At 66.3% G+C, this 18,613-nt stretch carries 18 protein-coding genes; 14 read left to right on the top strand and 4 right to left on the bottom strand.

Features of this window, described 5'->3' with window-relative positions:
- Positions 1-42: 42 nt before the first annotated feature.
- From tal to FHS82_RS01845, 4 genes are read left to right on the top strand one after another with little or no spacing between them, the layout of a single operon-like run.
- Positions 43-1,014: a transaldolase gene (gene tal / locus FHS82_RS01860; protein WP_166948116.1), complete on the top strand. Its 972-nt coding sequence runs from the start codon at positions 43-45 to the stop codon at positions 1,012-1,014.
- Complete coding sequence (pncB, locus tag FHS82_RS01855) at positions 1,011-2,303, top strand: nicotinate phosphoribosyltransferase (RefSeq protein WP_166948114.1); 1,293 nt, start codon at positions 1,011-1,013, stop codon at positions 2,301-2,303. The genes tal and pncB overlap by 4 nt, the downstream gene beginning before the upstream one ends.
- Positions 2,303-3,706, top strand: coding sequence for an argininosuccinate lyase (gene argH / locus FHS82_RS01850; protein ID WP_166948112.1), 1,404 nt, complete (start codon positions 2,303-2,305; stop codon positions 3,704-3,706). The genes pncB and argH overlap by 1 nt, the downstream gene beginning before the upstream one ends.
- A complete protein-coding gene (locus FHS82_RS01845; RefSeq protein ID WP_166948110.1) occupies positions 3,703-4,569 on the top strand; it encodes a DMT family transporter in 867 nt (288 codons plus the stop codon). The genes argH and FHS82_RS01845 overlap by 4 nt, the downstream gene beginning before the upstream one ends.
- A gap of 118 nt (positions 4,570-4,687) precedes the next feature.
- On the opposite strand, the gene FHS82_RS01840 is transcribed toward FHS82_RS01845, so the two are convergent.
- Positions 4,688-5,134 carry an outer membrane protein assembly factor BamE gene (locus tag FHS82_RS01840; RefSeq protein ID WP_166948897.1) on the bottom strand — a complete coding sequence of 149 codons (447 nt, stop codon included), beginning with the start codon at positions 5,132-5,134 and terminating at the stop codon, positions 4,688-4,690.
- A gap of 321 nt (positions 5,135-5,455) precedes the next feature.
- Here FHS82_RS01840 and FHS82_RS01835 point away from each other — a divergent pair, with 321 nt between their 5' ends.
- From FHS82_RS01835 to FHS82_RS01795, 9 genes are all read left to right on the top strand, one after another.
- Entirely contained in the window at positions 5,456-6,001 is a 546-nt protein-coding gene (locus tag FHS82_RS01835) for a ubiquinol-cytochrome C chaperone family protein (protein WP_246224965.1), read from the top strand.
- A gap of 69 nt (positions 6,002-6,070) precedes the next feature.
- A complete protein-coding gene (locus FHS82_RS01830; protein ID WP_166948108.1) occupies positions 6,071-6,610 on the top strand; it encodes a YceD family protein in 540 nt (179 codons plus the stop codon).
- Between the two features lie 126 nt (positions 6,611-6,736).
- Positions 6,737-7,798: a phosphate acyltransferase PlsX gene (gene plsX / locus FHS82_RS01825; protein WP_166948106.1), complete on the top strand. Its 1,062-nt coding sequence runs from the start codon at positions 6,737-6,739 to the stop codon at positions 7,796-7,798.
- Positions 7,799-7,915: 117 nt separating this feature from the next.
- On the top strand, positions 7,916-8,899 hold the full coding sequence (locus tag FHS82_RS01820) for a beta-ketoacyl-ACP synthase III (RefSeq protein ID WP_377700229.1): 984 nt from the start codon (positions 7,916-7,918) through the stop codon (positions 8,897-8,899).
- Between the two features lie 351 nt (positions 8,900-9,250).
- Complete coding sequence (locus tag FHS82_RS01815; protein WP_166948102.1) at positions 9,251-9,568, top strand: integration host factor subunit alpha; 318 nt, start codon at positions 9,251-9,253, stop codon at positions 9,566-9,568.
- A 184-nt stretch (positions 9,569-9,752) separates the two neighbouring features.
- Positions 9,753-10,553 carry a MerR family transcriptional regulator gene (locus tag FHS82_RS21395; RefSeq protein ID WP_343042479.1) on the top strand — a complete coding sequence of 267 codons (801 nt, stop codon included), beginning with the start codon at positions 9,753-9,755 and terminating at the stop codon, positions 10,551-10,553.
- 211 nt (positions 10,554-10,764) lie between these two features.
- Positions 10,765-11,211 carry an RDD family protein gene (locus tag FHS82_RS01805; protein WP_166948100.1) on the top strand — a complete coding sequence of 149 codons (447 nt, stop codon included), beginning with the start codon at positions 10,765-10,767 and terminating at the stop codon, positions 11,209-11,211.
- A 152-nt stretch (positions 11,212-11,363) separates the two neighbouring features.
- On the top strand, positions 11,364-12,086 hold the full coding sequence (locus tag FHS82_RS01800) for an arginyltransferase (protein WP_166948098.1): 723 nt from the start codon (positions 11,364-11,366) through the stop codon (positions 12,084-12,086).
- 140 nt (positions 12,087-12,226) lie between these two features.
- Complete coding sequence (locus FHS82_RS01795) at positions 12,227-12,667, top strand: DUF2852 domain-containing protein (protein ID WP_166948096.1); 441 nt, start codon at positions 12,227-12,229, stop codon at positions 12,665-12,667.
- A 114-nt stretch (positions 12,668-12,781) separates the two neighbouring features.
- Here the strand turns inward: FHS82_RS01795 and FHS82_RS01790 are convergent, their stop codons facing one another.
- Both FHS82_RS01790 and FHS82_RS01785 read right to left on the bottom strand, forming a co-directional pair.
- Positions 12,782-13,279 carry a DUF192 domain-containing protein gene (locus FHS82_RS01790; protein ID WP_166948094.1) on the bottom strand — a complete coding sequence of 166 codons (498 nt, stop codon included), beginning with the start codon at positions 13,277-13,279 and terminating at the stop codon, positions 12,782-12,784.
- A 130-nt stretch (positions 13,280-13,409) separates the two neighbouring features.
- Positions 13,410-13,991 (bottom strand): cold-shock protein, encoded by a 582-nt coding sequence (locus tag FHS82_RS01785; RefSeq protein ID WP_166948092.1) that lies wholly within the window; start codon positions 13,989-13,991, stop codon positions 13,410-13,412.
- A 328-nt stretch (positions 13,992-14,319) separates the two neighbouring features.
- Between FHS82_RS01785 and FHS82_RS01780 the strand changes: the two genes are divergently transcribed.
- Entirely contained in the window at positions 14,320-15,090 is a 771-nt protein-coding gene (locus tag FHS82_RS01780; RefSeq protein ID WP_166948090.1) for a heparan-alpha-glucosaminide N-acetyltransferase, read from the top strand.
- Here FHS82_RS01780 and mfd read toward each other — a convergent pair.
- Entirely contained in the window at positions 15,077-18,607 is a 3,531-nt protein-coding gene (gene mfd, locus FHS82_RS01775; RefSeq protein WP_166948088.1) for a transcription-repair coupling factor, read from the bottom strand. The genes FHS82_RS01780 and mfd overlap by 14 nt on opposite strands.
- Positions 18,608-18,613 lie beyond the last annotated feature (6 nt).

Below are 18,613 nucleotides of genomic sequence, written 5' to 3'. Positions count from 1 at the left end.
AAACGGGCCGATGCGCCCGAGAGGAAAGCCTGGGGAAAGACGATGCCGACGAAACTCGATCAGTTGAAAGCCGTCACCGTTGTCGTCGCCGACACCGGCGATATCGAGACCGTGCGCCGCCTTCAGCCGCAGGACTGCACCACCAACCCCACGTTGCTGCTGCGCGCGGTGCAGTCGGGCAGCCATGCCGCCGTCGTCGACGAGGCGCTCGCCTTCGGCCGCACGCTCGGCGGCTCGCGTGACACGATCGTCTCCCGCGTGGCGGACCGGCTCGCGGTAAACTTCGGCACCGAACTCGCGCGCATCGTGCCGGGCCGCGTCTCGACGGAGGTGGACGCCGACCTGTCCTTCGACAAGGAGGCGACGGTCGCCAAGGCCCGCGCGTTCATCCGCGACTACGAGGAGCGCGGCATCGGCCGCGAGCGCATCCTCATCAAGATCGCCGCGACGTGGGAAGGCATTCGTGCCGCCGAGATCCTGCAGAACGAGGGTATCGACACGAACCTGACGCTGCTCTTTTCGCTGGCGCAGGCGGCCGCCTGCGCGGACGCGGGCGTGTTCCTGATCTCGCCCTTCGTCGGTCGCATTCTCGACTGGCACGTCAGGAACGGCGGCGGCCCCTACACGGGCGAGACCGATCCCGGCGTGTTCTCCGTGCGCACCATCTATGCCTATTACAAGCGCCACGGCATCGGCACCGTCGTGATGGGCGCCTCCTTCCGCAACCTCGGAGAGATCGAGGCCCTTGCGGGCTGCGACCGGCTCACCATCTCCCCCGCGTTCATCGATGAACTCGCCGCGAGCGAGGGCGGGCTGCCGCGCGCCCTGTCGCCGGACGACACCGGCCATGCGCCCGAGCGCCTGCATCTCGACGAGAAGGCGTTCCGCTTCGCCCTCAATGAGGATGCAATGGCGACTGAAAAGCTCGCCGAGGGCATCCGCGCGTTCGTGAAGGATCTGCGCACACTGCGCGCGCTGGTCGACGACCGCCTGGCCGCGGGAGGCAACGCATGACGGACATCGCCACCCGGGTCTACAACCATAGCTGGAAGATAGACCCGATCGTGCGCTCGCTGCTCGATACGGATTTCTACAAGCTGCTGATGGCGCAGATGATTTTCCGCCGCCAGCGGGACGCGCGTGTCACGTTCTCCATCATCAACCGCTCGAAGCACGTGCGGCTCGCCGACCTCATCGACGTCGTGGAGCTGCGCGAGCAGCTCGATCATGTGCGCACGCTGTCGCTGACGCGCGGGGAATCGACCTGGCTGCGCGGCAACATGTTCTACGGCCGCCGGCAGATGTTCGAGCCGGACTTCATCGCCTGGCTTGAGAGCTTCCGCCTGCCGCCCTACGAGCTGGAGGAGAAGGACGGCCAGTACGAGCTGACCTTCGAGGGGCCATGGGTCGAAACCACGTTCTGGGAAATCCCGGCGCTCGCCATCATCACCGAACTGCGCTCGCGCGCCTCCCTTAAGCATATGGGACGTTTCGAGCTGCAGGTGCTTTATGCGCGCGCCATGGCGCGGCTGTGGGAGAAGGTGGAGGAACTCAAGACCCTCCCCGATCTCCAGATCGCCGATTTCGGCACGCGCCGCCGGCACGGCTTCCTGTGGCAGGACTGGTGCGTGCAGGCCCTGCAGGAGGGCCTCGGCGGCGCCTTCACCGGCACCTCGAACTGCCTCATCGCCCTGCGGCGCGAGGTGGAAGCCGTCGGCACCAACGCGCACGAGCTGCCGATGGTCTACGCCGCCCTCGCGTCCGACGACGAGAAGCTGCGGCAGGCGCCCTATCAGGTGCTGAACGACTGGCAGGAGGACTACGACGGCAACCTGCTCGTCATCCTGCCCGACACCTACGGCACGACGGGCTTCCTGCGGAACGCGCCGCCGTGGCTGTCGACATGGACGGGCATCCGCATCGATTCCAAGGACCCCATCAAGGGCGGCGAAGAGGCCATCGCCTGGTGGCAGGCACGCGGCGCCGACCCACGGGACAAGCTGATCGTCTTTTCCGACGCGCTCGACGTGCCGGTGATCCAGCAGATCCATGCCCACTTCCGCGGGCGCGTGCGCTTCGCCTTCGGCTGGGGCACACTGCTGACCAACGATTTCCGCGGCTTCGCGCCCGATGCCCTGCTCGATCCCTTCTCCATCGTCTGCAAGGTGGTGTCGGCCAACGGCCGGCCGACCGTCAAGCTGTCGGACAACCCCGCCAAGGCGCTCGGACCGCCGGAGGAAATCGAGCGCTACAAGCGGATTTTCGAGGTGGGCGAGCAGACCGTGCGTGAGGTGATTGTGTGATGTCGGAAGGTAGCGGGAAGAAAGACCAGTCGAACGCGATGTGGGGCGGGCGTTTCGCCGCCTCCCCCGCCGCCCTGATGGAAGCGATCAACGCCTCCATCGGATTCGACAAGCGGCTGGCGGACCAGGACATCCGCGGCTCGCTCGCACACAGCGACATGCTCGCGGCGCAAGGCATCATCGGGCACGACGACCGCGACGCGATACACGCCGGGCTCCGGAAGGTGCAAGCCGAGATCGAGGCAGGCACCTTCGATTTCAGGACGGCGCTGGAAGACATTCACATGAATGTCGAATCGCGGCTGAAGGAGATCGCCGGGGAACCGGCCGGGCGCCTGCATACCGCGCGCAGCCGCAACGACCAGGTGGCGACCGACGTGCGCCTGTGGGTGCGCGAGGCACACGACCGCGCCGTCGCCCAGATCACCGGCCTGATGCGCGCGCTCGTCACGCAGGCGGAGCGAAACACGGATACCGTGATGCCGGGCTTCACGCATCTGCAGAGCGCCCAGCCCGTCACCTTCGGCCATCATCTTCTCGCCTATGTCGAGATGCTGGGACGCGACCGCAGCCGTTTCCGCGATTCCCGCAGCCGGCTGAACGAATGCCCGCTCGGCGCGGCCGCTCTTGCGGGCACCTCGTTTCCCATCGACCGCCACGCGACAGCGCTGGCGCTTGGCTTCGACGGGCCGACGCGCAACTCGCTCGATTCGGTGTCGGATCGCGACTTCATTCTGGAATATCTGTCCGCCGCCTCGATCTGCGCGATGCACCTGTCGCGCTTCGCCGAGGAAATCGTGCTGTGGATGACGGCCCAGTTCGGTTTCGTGCGCCTGTCCGACCGTTGGACCACCGGCTCCAGCATCATGCCGCAGAAGAAGAACCCGGATGCGGCCGAGCTGGTGCGCGGCAAGACCGGGCGCGTCTTCGGCTCGCTCGTCGCGCTGCTCACCGTGATGAAGGGCCTGCCGCTGACCTATTCCAAGGACATGCAGGAGGACAAGGAGCAACTGTTCGACGCCGCCGATACGCTCGAACTGGTGCTCGCCGCCACGACCGGCATGGTGGAGGATCTGCAGCCGGTGCCCGCGCGCATGGCCGCCGCCGCCGGCGCCGGCTTCTCCACAGCCACCGACCTCGCCGACTGGCTGGTGCGCAGCCTTGACATGCCGTTCCGGGAGGCGCACCATGTCACCGGGCGGCTCGTCGCGGAAGCGGAGCGGCGCGGCGTCGGCCTGGAGGAACTGCCGCTCGACGCATTCCAGGCGGTGGAAGCCGGCATCACGGCGGATGTCCGTGAGGTACTGGGCGTGCAGAACTCGGTGCGCTCGCGCAGGAGCTTTGGCGGCACCGCTCCGGAGCAGGTGGCGGCACAGGTCGCGTGGTGGAAAGACCGTTTATGAGCCCCGCCCTCGCGCGCGCCGTTCCGGCGTTCTTCGTCGTCATCTGGGCGACGGGCTTTATCGTTGCCCGGCTCGTGGCGCCGCATGCCGATCCGATGACGTTCCTCGCGTTGCGCTGCGCGCTGGCGGCGGCGGTATTCATACTGATCGCGCTCGCGGTTGGCGCCAGATGGCCGACGACGCCACGCCACTGGTTCAACGCCTTCGTCGCCGGCGTGCTGATGCAGGGCTGCTATCTGGGTGCGACGTTCTGGGCCACCAAGCGCGGCCTGCCCGCAGGCATCGTGGCGCTGATCATGGGGCTGCAGCCGCTGCTCACGGGTATCCTGTCCGTGCCGCTGTTGGGGGAGCGGGTTTCCGGCCAGCGCTGGTTCGGCATCGTACTGGGCTTCGCCGGCGCGCTGCTGGTGCTGTTTCCCCGCATCGGGGAGGCCTCCGCCCTGCCGCCTGCGGCAATGCTGGTGGCCCTCGCCGGCATGGTCTCGATGACGCTCGGCACCGTCTGGCAGAAGCGCACCGCCGCGTCGTCGGACCTGCGCACCAACGCCGCGGTCCAGTTCATCGGCGGTGTCGCGTTTCTGCTGCCGCTGGCGCTGCTGACCGAGGATTTGCGCCTAGACGGCACGACGGAGATGTGGATCGGCCTTGTGTGGGCAGTGCTGGGCCTTTCCGTGGGCGCCATCACGCTGCTGCTCTTCCTGATCAGGCAGGGCGCGGTCGCGGGCGTCGCCGCCCTGCTCTATCTGGTGCCGCCAGTGTCGGCACTGATGGCGTTCTTCCTGTTCGGGGAAACGCTGGAGACCGTCCAGATCGCCGGCATGGCGATATCCGCCGTGGGCGTCGCCATCGCCAACCGGCCCTGAACCCAGCAGCGCGGGGCTAGAATCTGTCCTGTTTACGTTGAAACAGGACAGATTCTCGATTCCTTATTTTGAGCGAGTTCTGATCGATCAGATGAGTCCATCTGATCGGAGCGCGCTCTCAGAGGCCGAGGCCGGGCGTGAAGGAGGTGCCGCCGCCGCGGAACAATTGGCCGAGGAAGCTCTGCTCGGAGCCGCTGGTCGGCGTGGTGCGGCTGATGAAATCGAAGACGACGCCATCCTTCAGGCCGTAGTGGGCGACGCGCTCCACCTTGAACGCCTGGTTGAAGTAGATCGCCACCACACGCTGGTCGACGATGCGCGGCTCGATGAACTGCACCGTGCGCTGCAGCTTCTGGCTGATGTAGTAGAATGTCTTGTTGCCGACGGTCGAGACGGTCGAGGGGGTGCCGAGAATGGTGAGCACCTGCTCGACGCTGGTGCCGGGCGTGATGCGGGCCAGCGCGCTTTCGTCGATGACATAGCCGCGCGAGATCGTCTCGCTGCTGCCGCAGGCGGCAAGCCCGCCTGCCAGGGAAAGGGCCAGCACCGCCGCCGACAGGTGCATCAGCCGCAGGCGACGCTTCGCCGGGACACCGCCTGCGGCCGCAGCACGCGCGGTCGTCGAACCGTTGGACTCGGAATCTCGGGACACGGAATCTTGGGACGCGAAATCTTGGGCCGAAGAGTTGCTCACCCGATGGTCTCCTGACTGTTACGCGGCTGACGCCGGATGCCCCCGCTCGACCGCACCGTCCCTGTGGACCGCGCGCGGGTGCGGCGCAAACCGCGCGGGAGGCGCGTTGCCCCGGCGCGAGGCATGCGGCATTGTGCTTGCATAATACCTCGCACATGCCGTAACCCGCGTGTTGAGGATTTGCAAGGCAGGATGAAACTGCGGGGGGAGATGTTTTTCGGATTGTTCGGCCGCAAGCGCGACGCCGGCGCCGTTGAGGCGCTTTACCGGCGCATCTCGGACGCTTCCCGCGCGCCCTTCCTCTACACGCATTTCGGGGTGCCGGATACGCTGGAAGGGCGATTCGATTCGCTGACCCTGCACACGGTGCTGACCATGCGCCGGCTGCGTGGCCTGCCTCCGCCGGCCGCCGACGTGGCGCAGGATCTTGTTGATATCCTGTTCCGGGAAATCGATCGCAGCCTGCGCGAAATCGGCATCGGCGACCTGTCCGTTCCAAAGAAAATGAAAGTCTTTGCCGAGACTTTCTACGGCCGCGCACGGGTTTTCGAGAAGGCGCTGGCGGCGGCGGACGACGAGGCGCTGCACGCGGCGCTCTCGCGTCCGGCAGGGGAAAAGGCGGGAAATCTCGCTGACTTCGCCCGCCATATCCGCCATGCTGATGCAACAATGACCACCTACGATCTGGCGTATATTATGTCCGGTGCGCCCCTTTTCCCAGACGCACCCCGAAGCTGATCAGCCGGCGCCCGCGACTGCCGGCGCCACCGGGCCGCCACGGCGGCCGTTTCCCGATGGAGGTCCACGATGACGGACACCGAATCATTCCCCCTGCAGCGCGTGTTCAACGTGGCCGACCTCAAGCCGGAGGGTGTGGACTTTACCGTGGAGACGACCCCGGAAGAGCGCGCGGCGCTTGCAGCGTTCCTTGATCTTCCCGCCATCCATGCGCTGACGGGCGCCTTCCACCTCTCCGGCAACGACCGGCGCGTGACGGTGCGGGGCGACGTGCGCGCGGCGATCGTGCAGACCTGCACGGTCTCGCTGGAGCCCTTCGATGCCTCCGTGCATGAAGAGGTGGAGGTCATGTTCGCCGATCCGGAATTGCCCCAGGCCGAACCGCGCGAGCCGCGCGATCCCGAATCGGAACTCGACGCTCCCGACGACCTGATCGACGGACAGATCGATCTCGGCGCCCTGACGGCGGAGTTTCTGGCTCTGGGGCTCGATCCCTACCCCCGCAAACCTGGCGTGGAATTCTTGTATGACGACGGCGTTGCGGGGAACGAATCGCCCTTTGCCGCCCTCTCGGGCTTGAAGCAGGCCGTTTCCGGCAATAAGGAATAGAGCTGCGGCGCATGATGGGTTCTGGCGCGCCAGCGCGCATCCCTTCGCCGCCGCCGGCCGTGCTTCCCGGTCGGCTGCGGCAACTCGGCTTTTGTGGTCGCCATTCTGGAGTTTGACACGTTCATTATGCCTGCATCGATCACGATTGCGCTTGACGCCATGGGCGGTGACTTCGGCGCTGCCGTCGTCGTTCCCGGCGCGGCCATCGCGCTGGAGCGGCGGCCGGACGTCCGCTTCCTGCTCTATGGCGACGAGAACGTCATCGCGCCGCTGCTGGCCAAGCATCCCGCGCTGCGGGCGGCGTCCGAAATCCGCCACACCGACGTCTTCGTCCGCATGGACGACAAGCCTAGCCAGGCGCTGCGGGCCGGGCGGTACAAATCTTCGATGTGGCAAGCCATCGAGGCGGTGAAGAACGGCGAGGCGCGCGCGGCGGTCTCGGCCGGCAACACCGGCGCGCTGATGGCGATGGCGATGTTCTGCCTGAAAACCATGGCGCCGGTGGACCGCCCGGCGATCGCCGGCATCTGGCCTACACTGCGCGGCGAGAGCATCGTGCTCGACATCGGCGCGACCATCGGCGCGGATGCCCGCCAGCTCGTCAACCTCGCCGTGATGGGCGCGGCCCTTGCGCGCGCCGTTTTCGACATCGAGCAGCCGACAGTCGGCCTCCTCAATGTCGGCGTGGAGGAAATCAAGGGCAACGAGGCGGTGAAAGAGGCCGGCCGCATCCTGCGCGAGAGCGCATCGGAGCAGTTCGCATATCACGGTTTCGTCGAGGGCGACGACCTGGGCAAGGGCACGGTCGACGTCGTGGTAACGGAAGGTTTTGCCGGCAACATCGCGCTCAAGGCCGCGGAAGGAACGGCGCGGCAGGTGTCGGCTTATCTGCGCAGCGCCATCGAGCGCTCGCTGATGGCGCGCATCGGCTATCTGTTCGCGCGTGGCGCGTTCCGCGCGCTGCGGGAAAAGCTCGATCCACGCCGCTCCAACGGCGGAATTTTCCTCGGCCTGAACGGCATTGTCATCAAGAGCCACGGCGGCACCGATGCGTTCGGATTTGCGGCTGCGGTGGAACTTGCTTACGACATGTCGCGTTTCGGCCTGATCGATCGTATTCGTGACAGCGTGACACAGACACGGCCAATCGCGGCGCCAGCGCTTTCCGAGTCGGACGGAATCGTCTGACCGGCCTGAATCCGTTCCAGGCATGAATGGCGGAACATTCGACGATTCGGCCCCGGCCGGTGAATGGTCCAATACATAATCCGGCGCCCCGAAGCGCCCAGTGAGGGAGTTTTTTCGTTGCATCTCGCCAATCTGAGATCTGTCGTGCGCGGTTGCGGCGCCTACCTGCCGGAGCGTGTCCTGAGCAACGACGAATTGTCTCGCATGGTTGATACGTCCGATGACTGGATCGTCAAGCGCACCGGAATCCACCAGCGTCACATCGCGGCGGAGGGCGAGACGACGTCGCAGCTCGGCACGAAGGCGGCGCAGGCCGCGCTCAATGCGGCGGGACTGACCGGTAGCGACATCGACCTCATTATCTGTGCCACGTCGACGCCCGATTACACCTTCCCCGCCACCGCGACCCAGATCCAGCACGCTCTCGGCATCGATCACGGAGTCGCCTTCGACCTGCAGGCGGTCTGCTCCGGCTTCGTTTTCGCGGTGGCGACAGCGGACAAGTTCCTGAACTCCGGCTCGCACAAGCGCGCGCTGGTCATCGGCGCGGAAACCTTCTCGCGCATCCTTGACTGGGAGGACCGCGGCACCTGCGTGCTGTTCGGCGACGGCGCCGGCGCGATCGTGCTGGAGGCGCAGAACGGCACCCAATCCATCATGGACCGCGGCGTGCTGACATCGCATCTGCGTTCCGACGGACAGCACCGCTCAAAGCTGTTCGTGGACGGCGGGCCGGGGTCCACGCGCACCGTCGGGCACCTGCGCATGGAAGGGCGCGAGGTCTTCCGTTTCGCTGTCGGCATGATTACCGACGTCATCGAGGATGCGCTGAACGCGCTCGGCATCAGCGCGAGCGACATCGACTGGTTCGTGCCGCATCAGGCCAACCGGCGCATCATCGACGCCAGCGCGCAAAAGCTCGGCATCGCGCCCGAGAAAGTTGTGGTTACCGTCGACCGGCACGGCAACACTTCGGCCGCGTCCATCCCGCTTGCCTTGTCTGTCGCCGTGGCGGACGGGCGCATCCGGGAGGGCGACCTCGTGCTGATCGAATCGCTCGGCGGCGGCTTCACCTGGGGCAGCGCCGTCATCCGCTGGTAGATGCCGCCGGCAGGCGGGCCGCGATACGCGGCGCAAGATCGTGATCCTTGATCGTTACTGTCGTCATATGGCCGTAACATTGTCCGATTGCATCCATAAACTGCTATAGGCAACAGGCGATTGAGTTGATTTGCGCCATTGACCGGCGCTGGCGATATGAATAGCGTGAAAAATCATGGTTGAAGCGACGCGCCCGGTTTTGCCGGGCGGAGTGTCGCTTTCGCCGTGCAGTGGGCCGGTTCGATAAAGGCGTGCCTGTGGCAGGCGGCGTGCGAAGCGGTGTGTATCGATGGATTGCGGGCGGGCGGCCTGCTGCACAGGGGGCGTGCGGTTGACGCGCGAAGGAAGACGATGGCAGGACGGACAGTAACACGAGCGGATCTTTGCGAGGTCGTCTATCAGAAGATAGGCCTGTCGCGGACGGAATCGGCGGCACTGGTGGAATCCGTGCTGACCGAAATCTCGGACACCCTCGCCCGGGGCGAGACGGTGAAGCTGTCCTCTTTCGGGTCGTTCATCGTCCGCGACAAGGGCCAGCGCATCGGCCGCAACCCGAAGACCGGCGTCGAGGTACCGATCGAGCCGCGCCGCGTGATGATCTTCCGCCCGTCCAACGTCCTGCGCGCCCGCATCAACGGCGAGGAGCCGGGAGTGAAGGATAAAGACTGATCGCAGCCGGCCCGCCGCGACGACGCGCCGTGGCGGATGCCGCCGGGACGGGCTTAGGACAGCCTGGCGACAGTTTCGCGTGTCATATCGGATTTACGCAACTCCCGAGCAGCGCAATACTGATGCGCGGGGCGATCCCGGGCAGGCGGCCCTGGATTCGGATTGTTGCGTGAAGGAGTGACAGGTGACCAAGGGACCGGACGCCTTCCGCACCATCAGCGAAGTCGCGGAAGAGTTGAATATTCCCCAACATGTGCTGCGTTTCTGGGAAACGCGGTTTGCGCAGATTCGGCCTGTGAAGCGCGGCGGCGGCCGGCGCTTCTATCGGCCGGAAGATGTCGCGTTGCTGCGCGGCATCCGCCATCTCCTGTATGGGGCGGGATACACCATTCGCGGCGTGCAGCGCATCCTCAGGGAACAGGGCGTCGCCCACGTTCAGGGGCTGGTCGCGCAGGCGCAGGGCTCGTCACGGCTGGTTTCGGATGCCCTCGCCGCAACGCCGGCCGGGCATGCGGCGGGGTCTCACCTTACCGGCGAGGGGTTCACGGCGGACGGGCACGATCCCGGCGCGCCCTCCTTCACCGGCGGCGAGGACGATGCGGATGCGCAGGCATGGCGGCCCGCCGACGACCCGGATGACCAGGTCGATGCCGCCGGCGATATCGTTGACGACGATCCCCCGGCACCGACCGATGACGCTGATTTCGCCGGCCACGCCGCCCGGATACCGGAGGCGGATGAGGCGGAGTTCAATGCGGGCGCATCGGCGCAAATCGATGCCGTCATCGACCGTTACGCCCCCGGCCCGCTGTCGCTGCGTGCGCGCAGGAACAATCCACAAGGAAGCCCGGCGGTGATCAACCGGATGATCGAGCCGAGCTATCAGCTAGCGGGCAGCACGCGCGAGCAGCTTCAGGCCGTTGTCGACGAGCTGCGCGAGTGCCGCCGCCTGCTCGCCAGCGCGCTGAACCGCCAGTCCGAGTAACGGCGGCGCGTTGCCACGCCACAGGGAGCGTGACGGGGCGGGGATGACAGCGCCGCGAGCCGCACCTATATCGCATACGACCGGGCGCCGGAACGGTTCATGTCTTCGCGGAATCGCCCGGCGGCACGCTGCCCGTTCCGCGCCATTCCGGATGGAAGCGGGCTTCACGCTTTTCCGGGAGCGGTTTGATACGATGGTGGGGGAGGCATTCATGACTCAGGTTCCGGCACCGTTGCGGCCGAGATTCGACACGCGGGGCGTGCTGACGGGGCGGTTTTTCGCCTACCTCGTCGATGCCGTGATCATCTTCATGCTGACGATCGCGCTCGGCTGGGTCATCGCGCTTCTCGGCATCGTGACCTTCGGCGTCGCCTGGCTGCTGTTCCCGTTGCTGGCGGGCACCGGCGTCATTTATAGCGCGATCACCGTAGGGGGCGAGGCACAGGCGACCATCGGCATGCGCTGGCTGGGGCTGCGTGTCGTCGGGCCGGACGGCGCGCGCGTCGACTTCCTCATCGCCGCCGTCCACGCCATCTTTTTCTATATCGCGATCGGGACGTGCATCCTTTTCGTGCTCGACGTGCTGACCGCCCTCGTGCGCGACGACCGGCGCATGCTGCACGACGTCCTTACCGGCGTCACGGTCACCCGGTCCTGACGCGACGTGTGGGATGCGCCCGCGCGCCCCTTGAGTTGCGCGGGCGGCATGCTATCCTTATCCGAAGGGTCATATGACCGCATCGACCGGGTATGATGCACTTTCCGGACAAACCTGTCGCCCCCGAAACCCGATATCGGTGATCTCCCGCCGTGACGACGCAACCGCGCAATGCTCCGCAATTCTATCTGACGGCGCCGGCGCCATGCCCCTACCTGCCGGCGCAGCAGGAGCGGAAGGTGTTCACCCACCTCATTGGCCGGCGCGCGGGGGAAATCAACGATGTGCTGACCCAGGGCGGCTTTCGCCGCTCGCAGACCATCGCCTATCGTCCCGCCTGCGAGGGCTGCCGCAGTTGCGTCTCCGTCCGGGTGGTCGCGGACGATTTCCGTACCACGCGCAGCTTCCGGCGCGTCATCAACCAGAACCGCGATCTCGCCGGGACGATGGTGCTGCCGCATGCATCGTCGGAGCAGTACGGGCTCTTCCGCGCCTATCTCGATGCCCGCCACGCGGACGGCGGCATGGCGGATATGAGCGTTCTCGACTATTCCGTGATGGTGGAAGATACGCACGTTACCACGCGCCTTATCGAGTACCGGCGCGAGAATGACGAACTCGTCGCCGTGGCGCTGACCGACATCCTGAGCGACGGACTGTCGATGGTCTATTCGTTCTACGAGCCCGATGCTCCGCATCGCAGCCTCGGCACCTATCTCATCCTCGACCATATCGCCCGGGCGCAGATCCTCGGCCTGCCTTACGTCTATCTGGGATATTGGGTCGATGGCTCGCGGCGCATGGGCTACAAGAGCCGCTTCCATCCGCAGGAGCGCCTGCTGCCGGAGGGGTGGGTGCGCTACGACGGCGAATAGCGCCGCCGGACCGGCGGTCCGGTTCCGCCAGGCGCCTCCTCTTGTTTACACGCCGACGTTTACTATTTCTCCGACAGGAGACCTTGTGCCGCGCGGCACGGCGCTGATCGCCGGGCGTGTCACGGCTCCCGGAGACGACTATGACGCAACATGATCATCGTTCAGTGCTGCGTGACTGGCGCCCCGCCGAGCTGGCGGCGCTCGTCATCGGCTTCATCATCTACTGGCCGCTGGGTCTCGTGGTGCTGGCGTGGAAATACTGGAACGACCGCTCGCGTTCTCCCCGCAGCCTTGATGACGTGGTGACGGAAGGCTTCTGCCGGGTGCGCGCCGGGCTGCGCGACGTGTTCGGCGGCGGGACGCCCGCCAGCAGTGCGGACGAGGACTTTTTCGCGCCTACCGGCAACGATCGGTTCGACACGCACGTGAGCACGGAATTGCAGCGCATCAATAACGACCGCGGCAAGCTGGCGGACGAGGTACGGGCCTTCCGCGCCTTCCTCGATCAGGAACGGGCCGGCGGCGCGGACGTTTATGAGCGTTTCCGCCGGCAGCGCGGCGACGCCGATCCGACGCCATAACATCATTCCTCGATGAGCCTGCTCATCGAGGAATGCTCAAGCCAACGCGGCGCTTACGCGAAACCCGCACGGGAGCGGCCGAAGACCGGGAGCGTTGGCATGATGCCCCGCCGTTCACCGGCCCGGCGCGATGAACGAAAGCTCGACCGAATCCCCGACGGCGGCGCCAATGCGTGCCGCCGTTCCCGCGTTCAGCTCGATTACCGCGCGCACCGGCCCTCCCGAGGGAATGATGCGGCGCGACAGCGGCTCCGTCCGCTCGGCGATGCGCACGATCCGGCCCTGTGCGTCGACGAACAGCATGTCGAGCGAAATGAACGTGTTTTCCATCCACATCGCCACGGGTTGCGCGTCAGTATAATCGAAGATCATGCCGCGATCGGCGGGCAGGTAGCGCCGACCCATCAGGCCAAGGGCCTGTTCCTCCTGCGAGCGTGCCACTTCCACCACGAAGCTGTGCCGCCCGGAGGCGGTCACGATGGTCAGCGGCTCCGTGGGGAGAATCGATGGCGCCCGCGCGATTGCGGCGGGCGACAGCGCAAGACCAACCGTCATCAACAGGCCGGCCAGAAAAGCCCCCGCATCCCGTCTGCTCAGTTTCGTGGTGCTCATTCCTGGCCGGACCATGTTCTGCAAGTTGCGGTAAAATATGAAAATTGGAGCGCACGATCTGATTCCATCAGAACGCGCTCAAAATAAGGAATCGAGAATCTGTCCTGTTTCAACGTAAACAGGACAGATTCTAGTGCGAAACCGGCGCGTGGCTGATGTCCGGCAGGCGCACCTCCGCCACCATCCGGCCCTTGGGGCCATCGCCATAGCGCACGAGCAGCGCCTGCCCCGGCACGAGTTCCATCAGGCCGTAGCGGCGCATGGTCTCCATGTGGATGAAGATGTCCGGCGTGCCCTCGCCGCAGGTCACGAAGCCGAAGCCGCGCTGGCGGTTGAACCACTTGACGACCACCATCTGGAAGCCGCCCGTCGGCACCACGGAAACGTGGGTGCGCACCGGCAGCTCGGACGGGTGAGGCGCGGTGGAGACATCAATGGAGCGGATGCGGAAGACCTGCAACCCGCGGTCGCGGCGCATGGCGTCGCAGACGATCGTCGCCCCTTCCACCGCCGTCTCGTAACCGTCGCGCTTGAGGCAGGTGATGTGCAACAGCACATCCGACATGCCGTTATCGGGGACAACGAAGCCGAAGCCACGCGACGTATCGAACCATTTGATCCGGCCTCTGATCTCTATCAAATCACAGGAAACGCCGTCCGCCTCGCCGCGCTCGGCCGCCACGCGCGCACCAGAATGCGTCTCATCCGTCATGGTTCACTGCACCCGAAAAATACGAATCCGATATGGTTAACGATAACACCAACAAAAGTCGAAAACAGGCGCGAATCTGCCATCTTTGTGATTCACGCACAGCCTTTGTGGCCGCAACTGCATCGACGCCGACAGCAACGCCTCCCCCGCGCTTGCGGCCGCGACCGCCGGCACACGCCCTGATCCGGTCAAGGTGCGATTGCCGCATCGTGCACCTCGCCGTCCGTACCTTTGTTTCACGCCACGCTTGCGAGTCTAGTCCGAATGCCGTTACTTCGGAATCGAAAACGTCTTCTCCCATACCATGCGAAGATGAAGGTCACGCTGCATGACAGGCCGACGCCCCGCTCCGTCCGGTGAACGCGCGCCCGGGCGCATCCCCGCGCTCGACGTTGCACGCGGGCTCGCGATTGCGGCGATGATCTCCTACCATCTCGCGTGGGACCTGTACTTCACCGGCTTTTCCGATATCAACGCCGCCACCGATCCATGGCTGCGCCTTTACGCGAAGACGATCGCCGGCTCCTTTCTCGCGATTTCCGGGATCGGGCTGGTACTGGCGCATGGCCGCGGCATCCGCTGGTCAACGTTCCTGCGTCGCCTCGCGGTGATCGCCGGCGCGGCGCTCGCCGTCACCGTGGGGTCGTGGTTCGCCTTTCCGCAAAGCTTCATCTTCTTCGGCATTCTGCATTGCATCGCGCTTTGCAGCGTGCTCGCCTTGCCGTTCCTGCGCGCACCGCTGTGGCTGGTGGCCGCCGCCGCGCTGGCGGCGCTAGCCCTGCCGTGGGCCGTCGCCTCACCCGCCTTCGAGGCGTGGTGGCTGTCGTGGCTCGGCCTCGGCGTCATTCCGCCCCTCAGCAACGACTATGTGCCGGTGTTTCCCTGGTTCGCCTTCGTGCTCGCCGGCATCGCGGTCTGGCGATGGCTGGCGCCCTATATCCCCGAGGAGGCGCGCGCGTGGCGTGCGGAAGGTGCCATCGGGCGCCTTCTCGTGTTCGCCGGCCGCAACAGCCTCGTCATTTACCTGACGCACCAGATCGTGCTGCTCGGCGCCCTCACCGGCCTTGCCTATCTGCTGAACAGCCTCACGCCGCCTTGATCGGGCGCTCCGCGATGCGCACCAGATTCTTCAGGATCGTGGAAGCGCCCTTCAGCCGCTGTTCGGCGTTGTCGAACGAATCGATGAACACGACGCGCATGTCCGGCCGCACCTTGGCGAGCGACCCGTGCCCGGCCACGTAGGACACGAGTCCGGCCGGGTTGGCGAAAGCGTTGTTGCGGAACGACACGATCACGCCCTTGGGGCCTGCCTCGATCTTCTCGACATTCGCGCGACGGCACAGTGCCTTGATGGCGACGATGCGCAACAGTTGTTCCACCTCCTCCGGCAGCGGGCCGAACCGGTCGACGAGTTCCGCGCCGAACGCCTCGATCTCGCGGTCCTCGTCGATGGTGGAGAGGCGGCGATAGATGTCGAGGCGCAATTGCAGGTCGGCGACGTAATTTTCCGGGATCATCACCGGCGTGCCGATGGTGATCGTCGGCGACCACTGGTCCTCCGCCTCCTCGTCCGCGGCGCCAGACTTCAACTGCGCCACGGCCTCCTCCAGCATCTGCTGGTAAAGCTCGTAACCGACCTCGCGGATATGGCCGGACTGCTCGTCGCCCAGCAGGTTGCCGGCGCCGCGAATGTCGAGATCGTGGCTTGCCAGCATAAAGCCCGCGCCCAGCGTGTCGAGCGACTGCAGCACTTCGAGGCGCTTCTCGGCGGTCGCCGTGATGCGCCGCTTGGCGGGAACGGTGAACAGCGCGTAGGCGCGCGTCTTGGAGCGTCCGACACGCCCCCGCAACTGGTAGAGCTGCGCCAGACCGAACATATCGGCGCGATGCACCACCAGCGTGTTGGCGCGCGGGATGTCGAGGCCCGATTCGACGATGGTCGTCGACAGCAGAATGTCGAACCTGCCCTCGTAGAAGGCGGTCATGATGTCCTCAAGCTGGCCCGCCGGCATCTGCCCGTGCGCCACCGCGACCTTGGCCTCCGGCACCTCCCTGTCGAGGAACGTCTTGACCTCGGCAAGATCGTCGATGCGCGGGCAGACGTAGAAGGACTGCCCGCCGCGATAGCGCTCGCGCAGCAGCGCCTCGCGGATCGATAGCCCGTCGAACGGCATCACGAAGGTGCGCACGGCGAGGCGGTCCACCGGCGGCGTGGCGATGATCGACAGCTCGCGCACGCCGGTGAGCGCCAGCTGCAGCGTGCGCGGGATCGGCGTCGCCGAGAGCGTGAGCACATGCACCTCCGCCCGCCACTGTTTCAGCCGCTCCTTGTGGGCAACGCCGAAATGCTGCTCCTCATCGATGATGATGAGGCCCAGGTCATTGAAGCGGATGGTTTTCGACAGCACGGCGTGGGTGCCGACCACGATGTCGACGGTTCCGTCCGCGAGCCCGGCCTTCACCTTCTTCAGCTCCGGAGCGGAAACGAAGCGCGACATCTGCGCGATGCGCACCGGGAGCCCCTGGAAGCGCTCCGCGAAACCGTTGTAATGCTGGCGCGCGAGCAGCGTCGTCGGCACAACGACCGCCACCTGGTGGCCGGATAGCGCGACGGCAAAGGCGGCGCGCAGCGCGACCTCCGTCTTGCCGAAGCCGACGTCGCCGCACACCAGCCGGTCCATCGGACGGCCGGCGGCCAGATCGTCGAGCACCGCGTCGATGGCGCTCTGCTGGTCGTCCGTCTCCTCATACGGGAAGCGGGCGGCGAATTCGTCGTAGAGGCCGGCCGGCACCTCGATCCGCGGCGCCTCGCGCATGGCGCGGTCGGCAGCGACCTTGATCAGCTCGCCCGCCATCATGCGGATACGCTGCTTGAGCTTGGCCTTGCGGGCCTGCCAGGCGCCGCCGCCGAGCTTGTCGAGCGGCACCTCGGTATCCTCGGAGCCGTAGCGCGACAGCAGTTCGATGTTGACCACCGGCAGGAACAGCTTGTCGCCGCCCGCATAGTGGATTTCGAGGCAGTCCAGCGGCGCGCCGGCGGCCGTAATCGTCTTCAGGTCCACGAAACGGCCAATGCCGTGGTCGACATGCACGACGAGATCGCCCGCCGAAAGGCCGGCCGCCTCGGTGATGACATCCTGCGCACGGCGCGCCTTGCGCTTCTGGCGTACGAGGCGGTCGCCCAGAATGTCCTGCTCGCCGATGACGGCGAGATTCGCCGTCTCGAAACCGGCCTCCAGCCCCCAGACGGCGAGCGCCACCTCGTTACGCGGCAGCGCCAGCGCGACATCGAGACGCCCGACGTTCGTCAACGGCTTCAGGCCGTGGTCGGCCAGCACGTGCGACAGGCGCTCACGCGAGCCGTCCGACCACGCTGCGATCACCACGCGCTTCTTCGCCTGCGTGAGGTCGCGCACATGATCGACGGCGGCCTTGAACACGTTGGCCGTGTCGTCCACCCGCTCGGGCGCGAAGTTGCGGCCAGGCTTCGCCCCCGCGTCGATGACCATGCGCGCCGCGTCGTCCGGCTCGTGAAAGGGCGTGAGCCGCGCCAGCGGAAGCGTCGCCTGCCGCTCGGCCCATTCGCTCTCCGTGAGGTAGAGCTGCCCGGGCGGCAGCGGATTGTAGGGCGTGCCGGCGCCGGAACGCGCCGGATCACCGGCCGCCGCCCTGCGCGCCTCGTAGTAGTCGCGCACCTGCGCGAAGCGCTCGACCGCCGCTTCGCCCGACAGCGAATCGAGCACCAGCGGCACGCCGGGCAGGTAGTCGAACAGGGTGTCGAGACGGTCGTGCAGCAGCGGCAGCCAGTGTTCGAGACCGGGATGGCGGCGCCCCTCCGACACGGCTTCATATAATGTGTCGTCGCGGGTCGCCGCCCCGAAGGCCTTGACGTAACCCTGCCTGAAACGCCGGATCGTCTCGGTGGTGATCTTCGCCTCGCTCATCGGCACGAGATCGAGCGAACGCAACTGATGGGTGGTGCGCTGGGTCTCGGGATCGAAGGCGCGGATCGATTCGAGCGTATCACCGAAGAAGTCGAGGCGAATCGGTTCGGCCAGGCCCGGCGCGAAAAGATCGACGATGCCGCCGCGCACGGCATATTCGCCCGTGTCGCGCACGGTCGGCGTGCGCGCGAAGCCGTTCACCTCCAGCCACTCGACCAGCCTGTCCATATCGATGGCGTTGCCGGGCGCGGCCGAGAACGTCTCCGTCGCCACCTGCCGCAGAGGCGGCACCCTTTGCAGGAGCGCATTGACGGTGGTGAGCACGACGCGCGGTTTCTGCTCCGACGAGCGCGTGCGCGCGAGCCGCGCCAACGTCATCATGCGCCGCGCCGTCACCGCCGAGGTGGGCGACACGCGGTCGTAGGGCTGGCAGTCCCAGCCGGGGAACGACAGCACCTCGATCTCGGGCGCGGCGAAAGCGAGCCCGGCTTCGAGCGCCGCCATGCGGCGGTCGTCGCGCGCCACGTGCACGAGGACGGCGGGCAGTTCCTTCTCGCGCAGGCCGCGCGCCAGCTCCGCCACGACGATGACATCGTAGCCGTCCGGAACGCTGGCGATGGTTGGACTGTCGCCCCGCGCAAGGGCATCGACGGCGCGTTTCAACTGGGACATGCGTCA

Origin of the sequence: Pseudochelatococcus lubricantis, assembly GCF_011762225.1 — a bacterium.
Taxonomy (GTDB): domain Bacteria; phylum Pseudomonadota; class Alphaproteobacteria; order Rhizobiales; family Beijerinckiaceae; genus Pseudochelatococcus; species Pseudochelatococcus lubricantis.
This window is presented reverse-complemented; position numbering and strand designations above follow the sequence as displayed.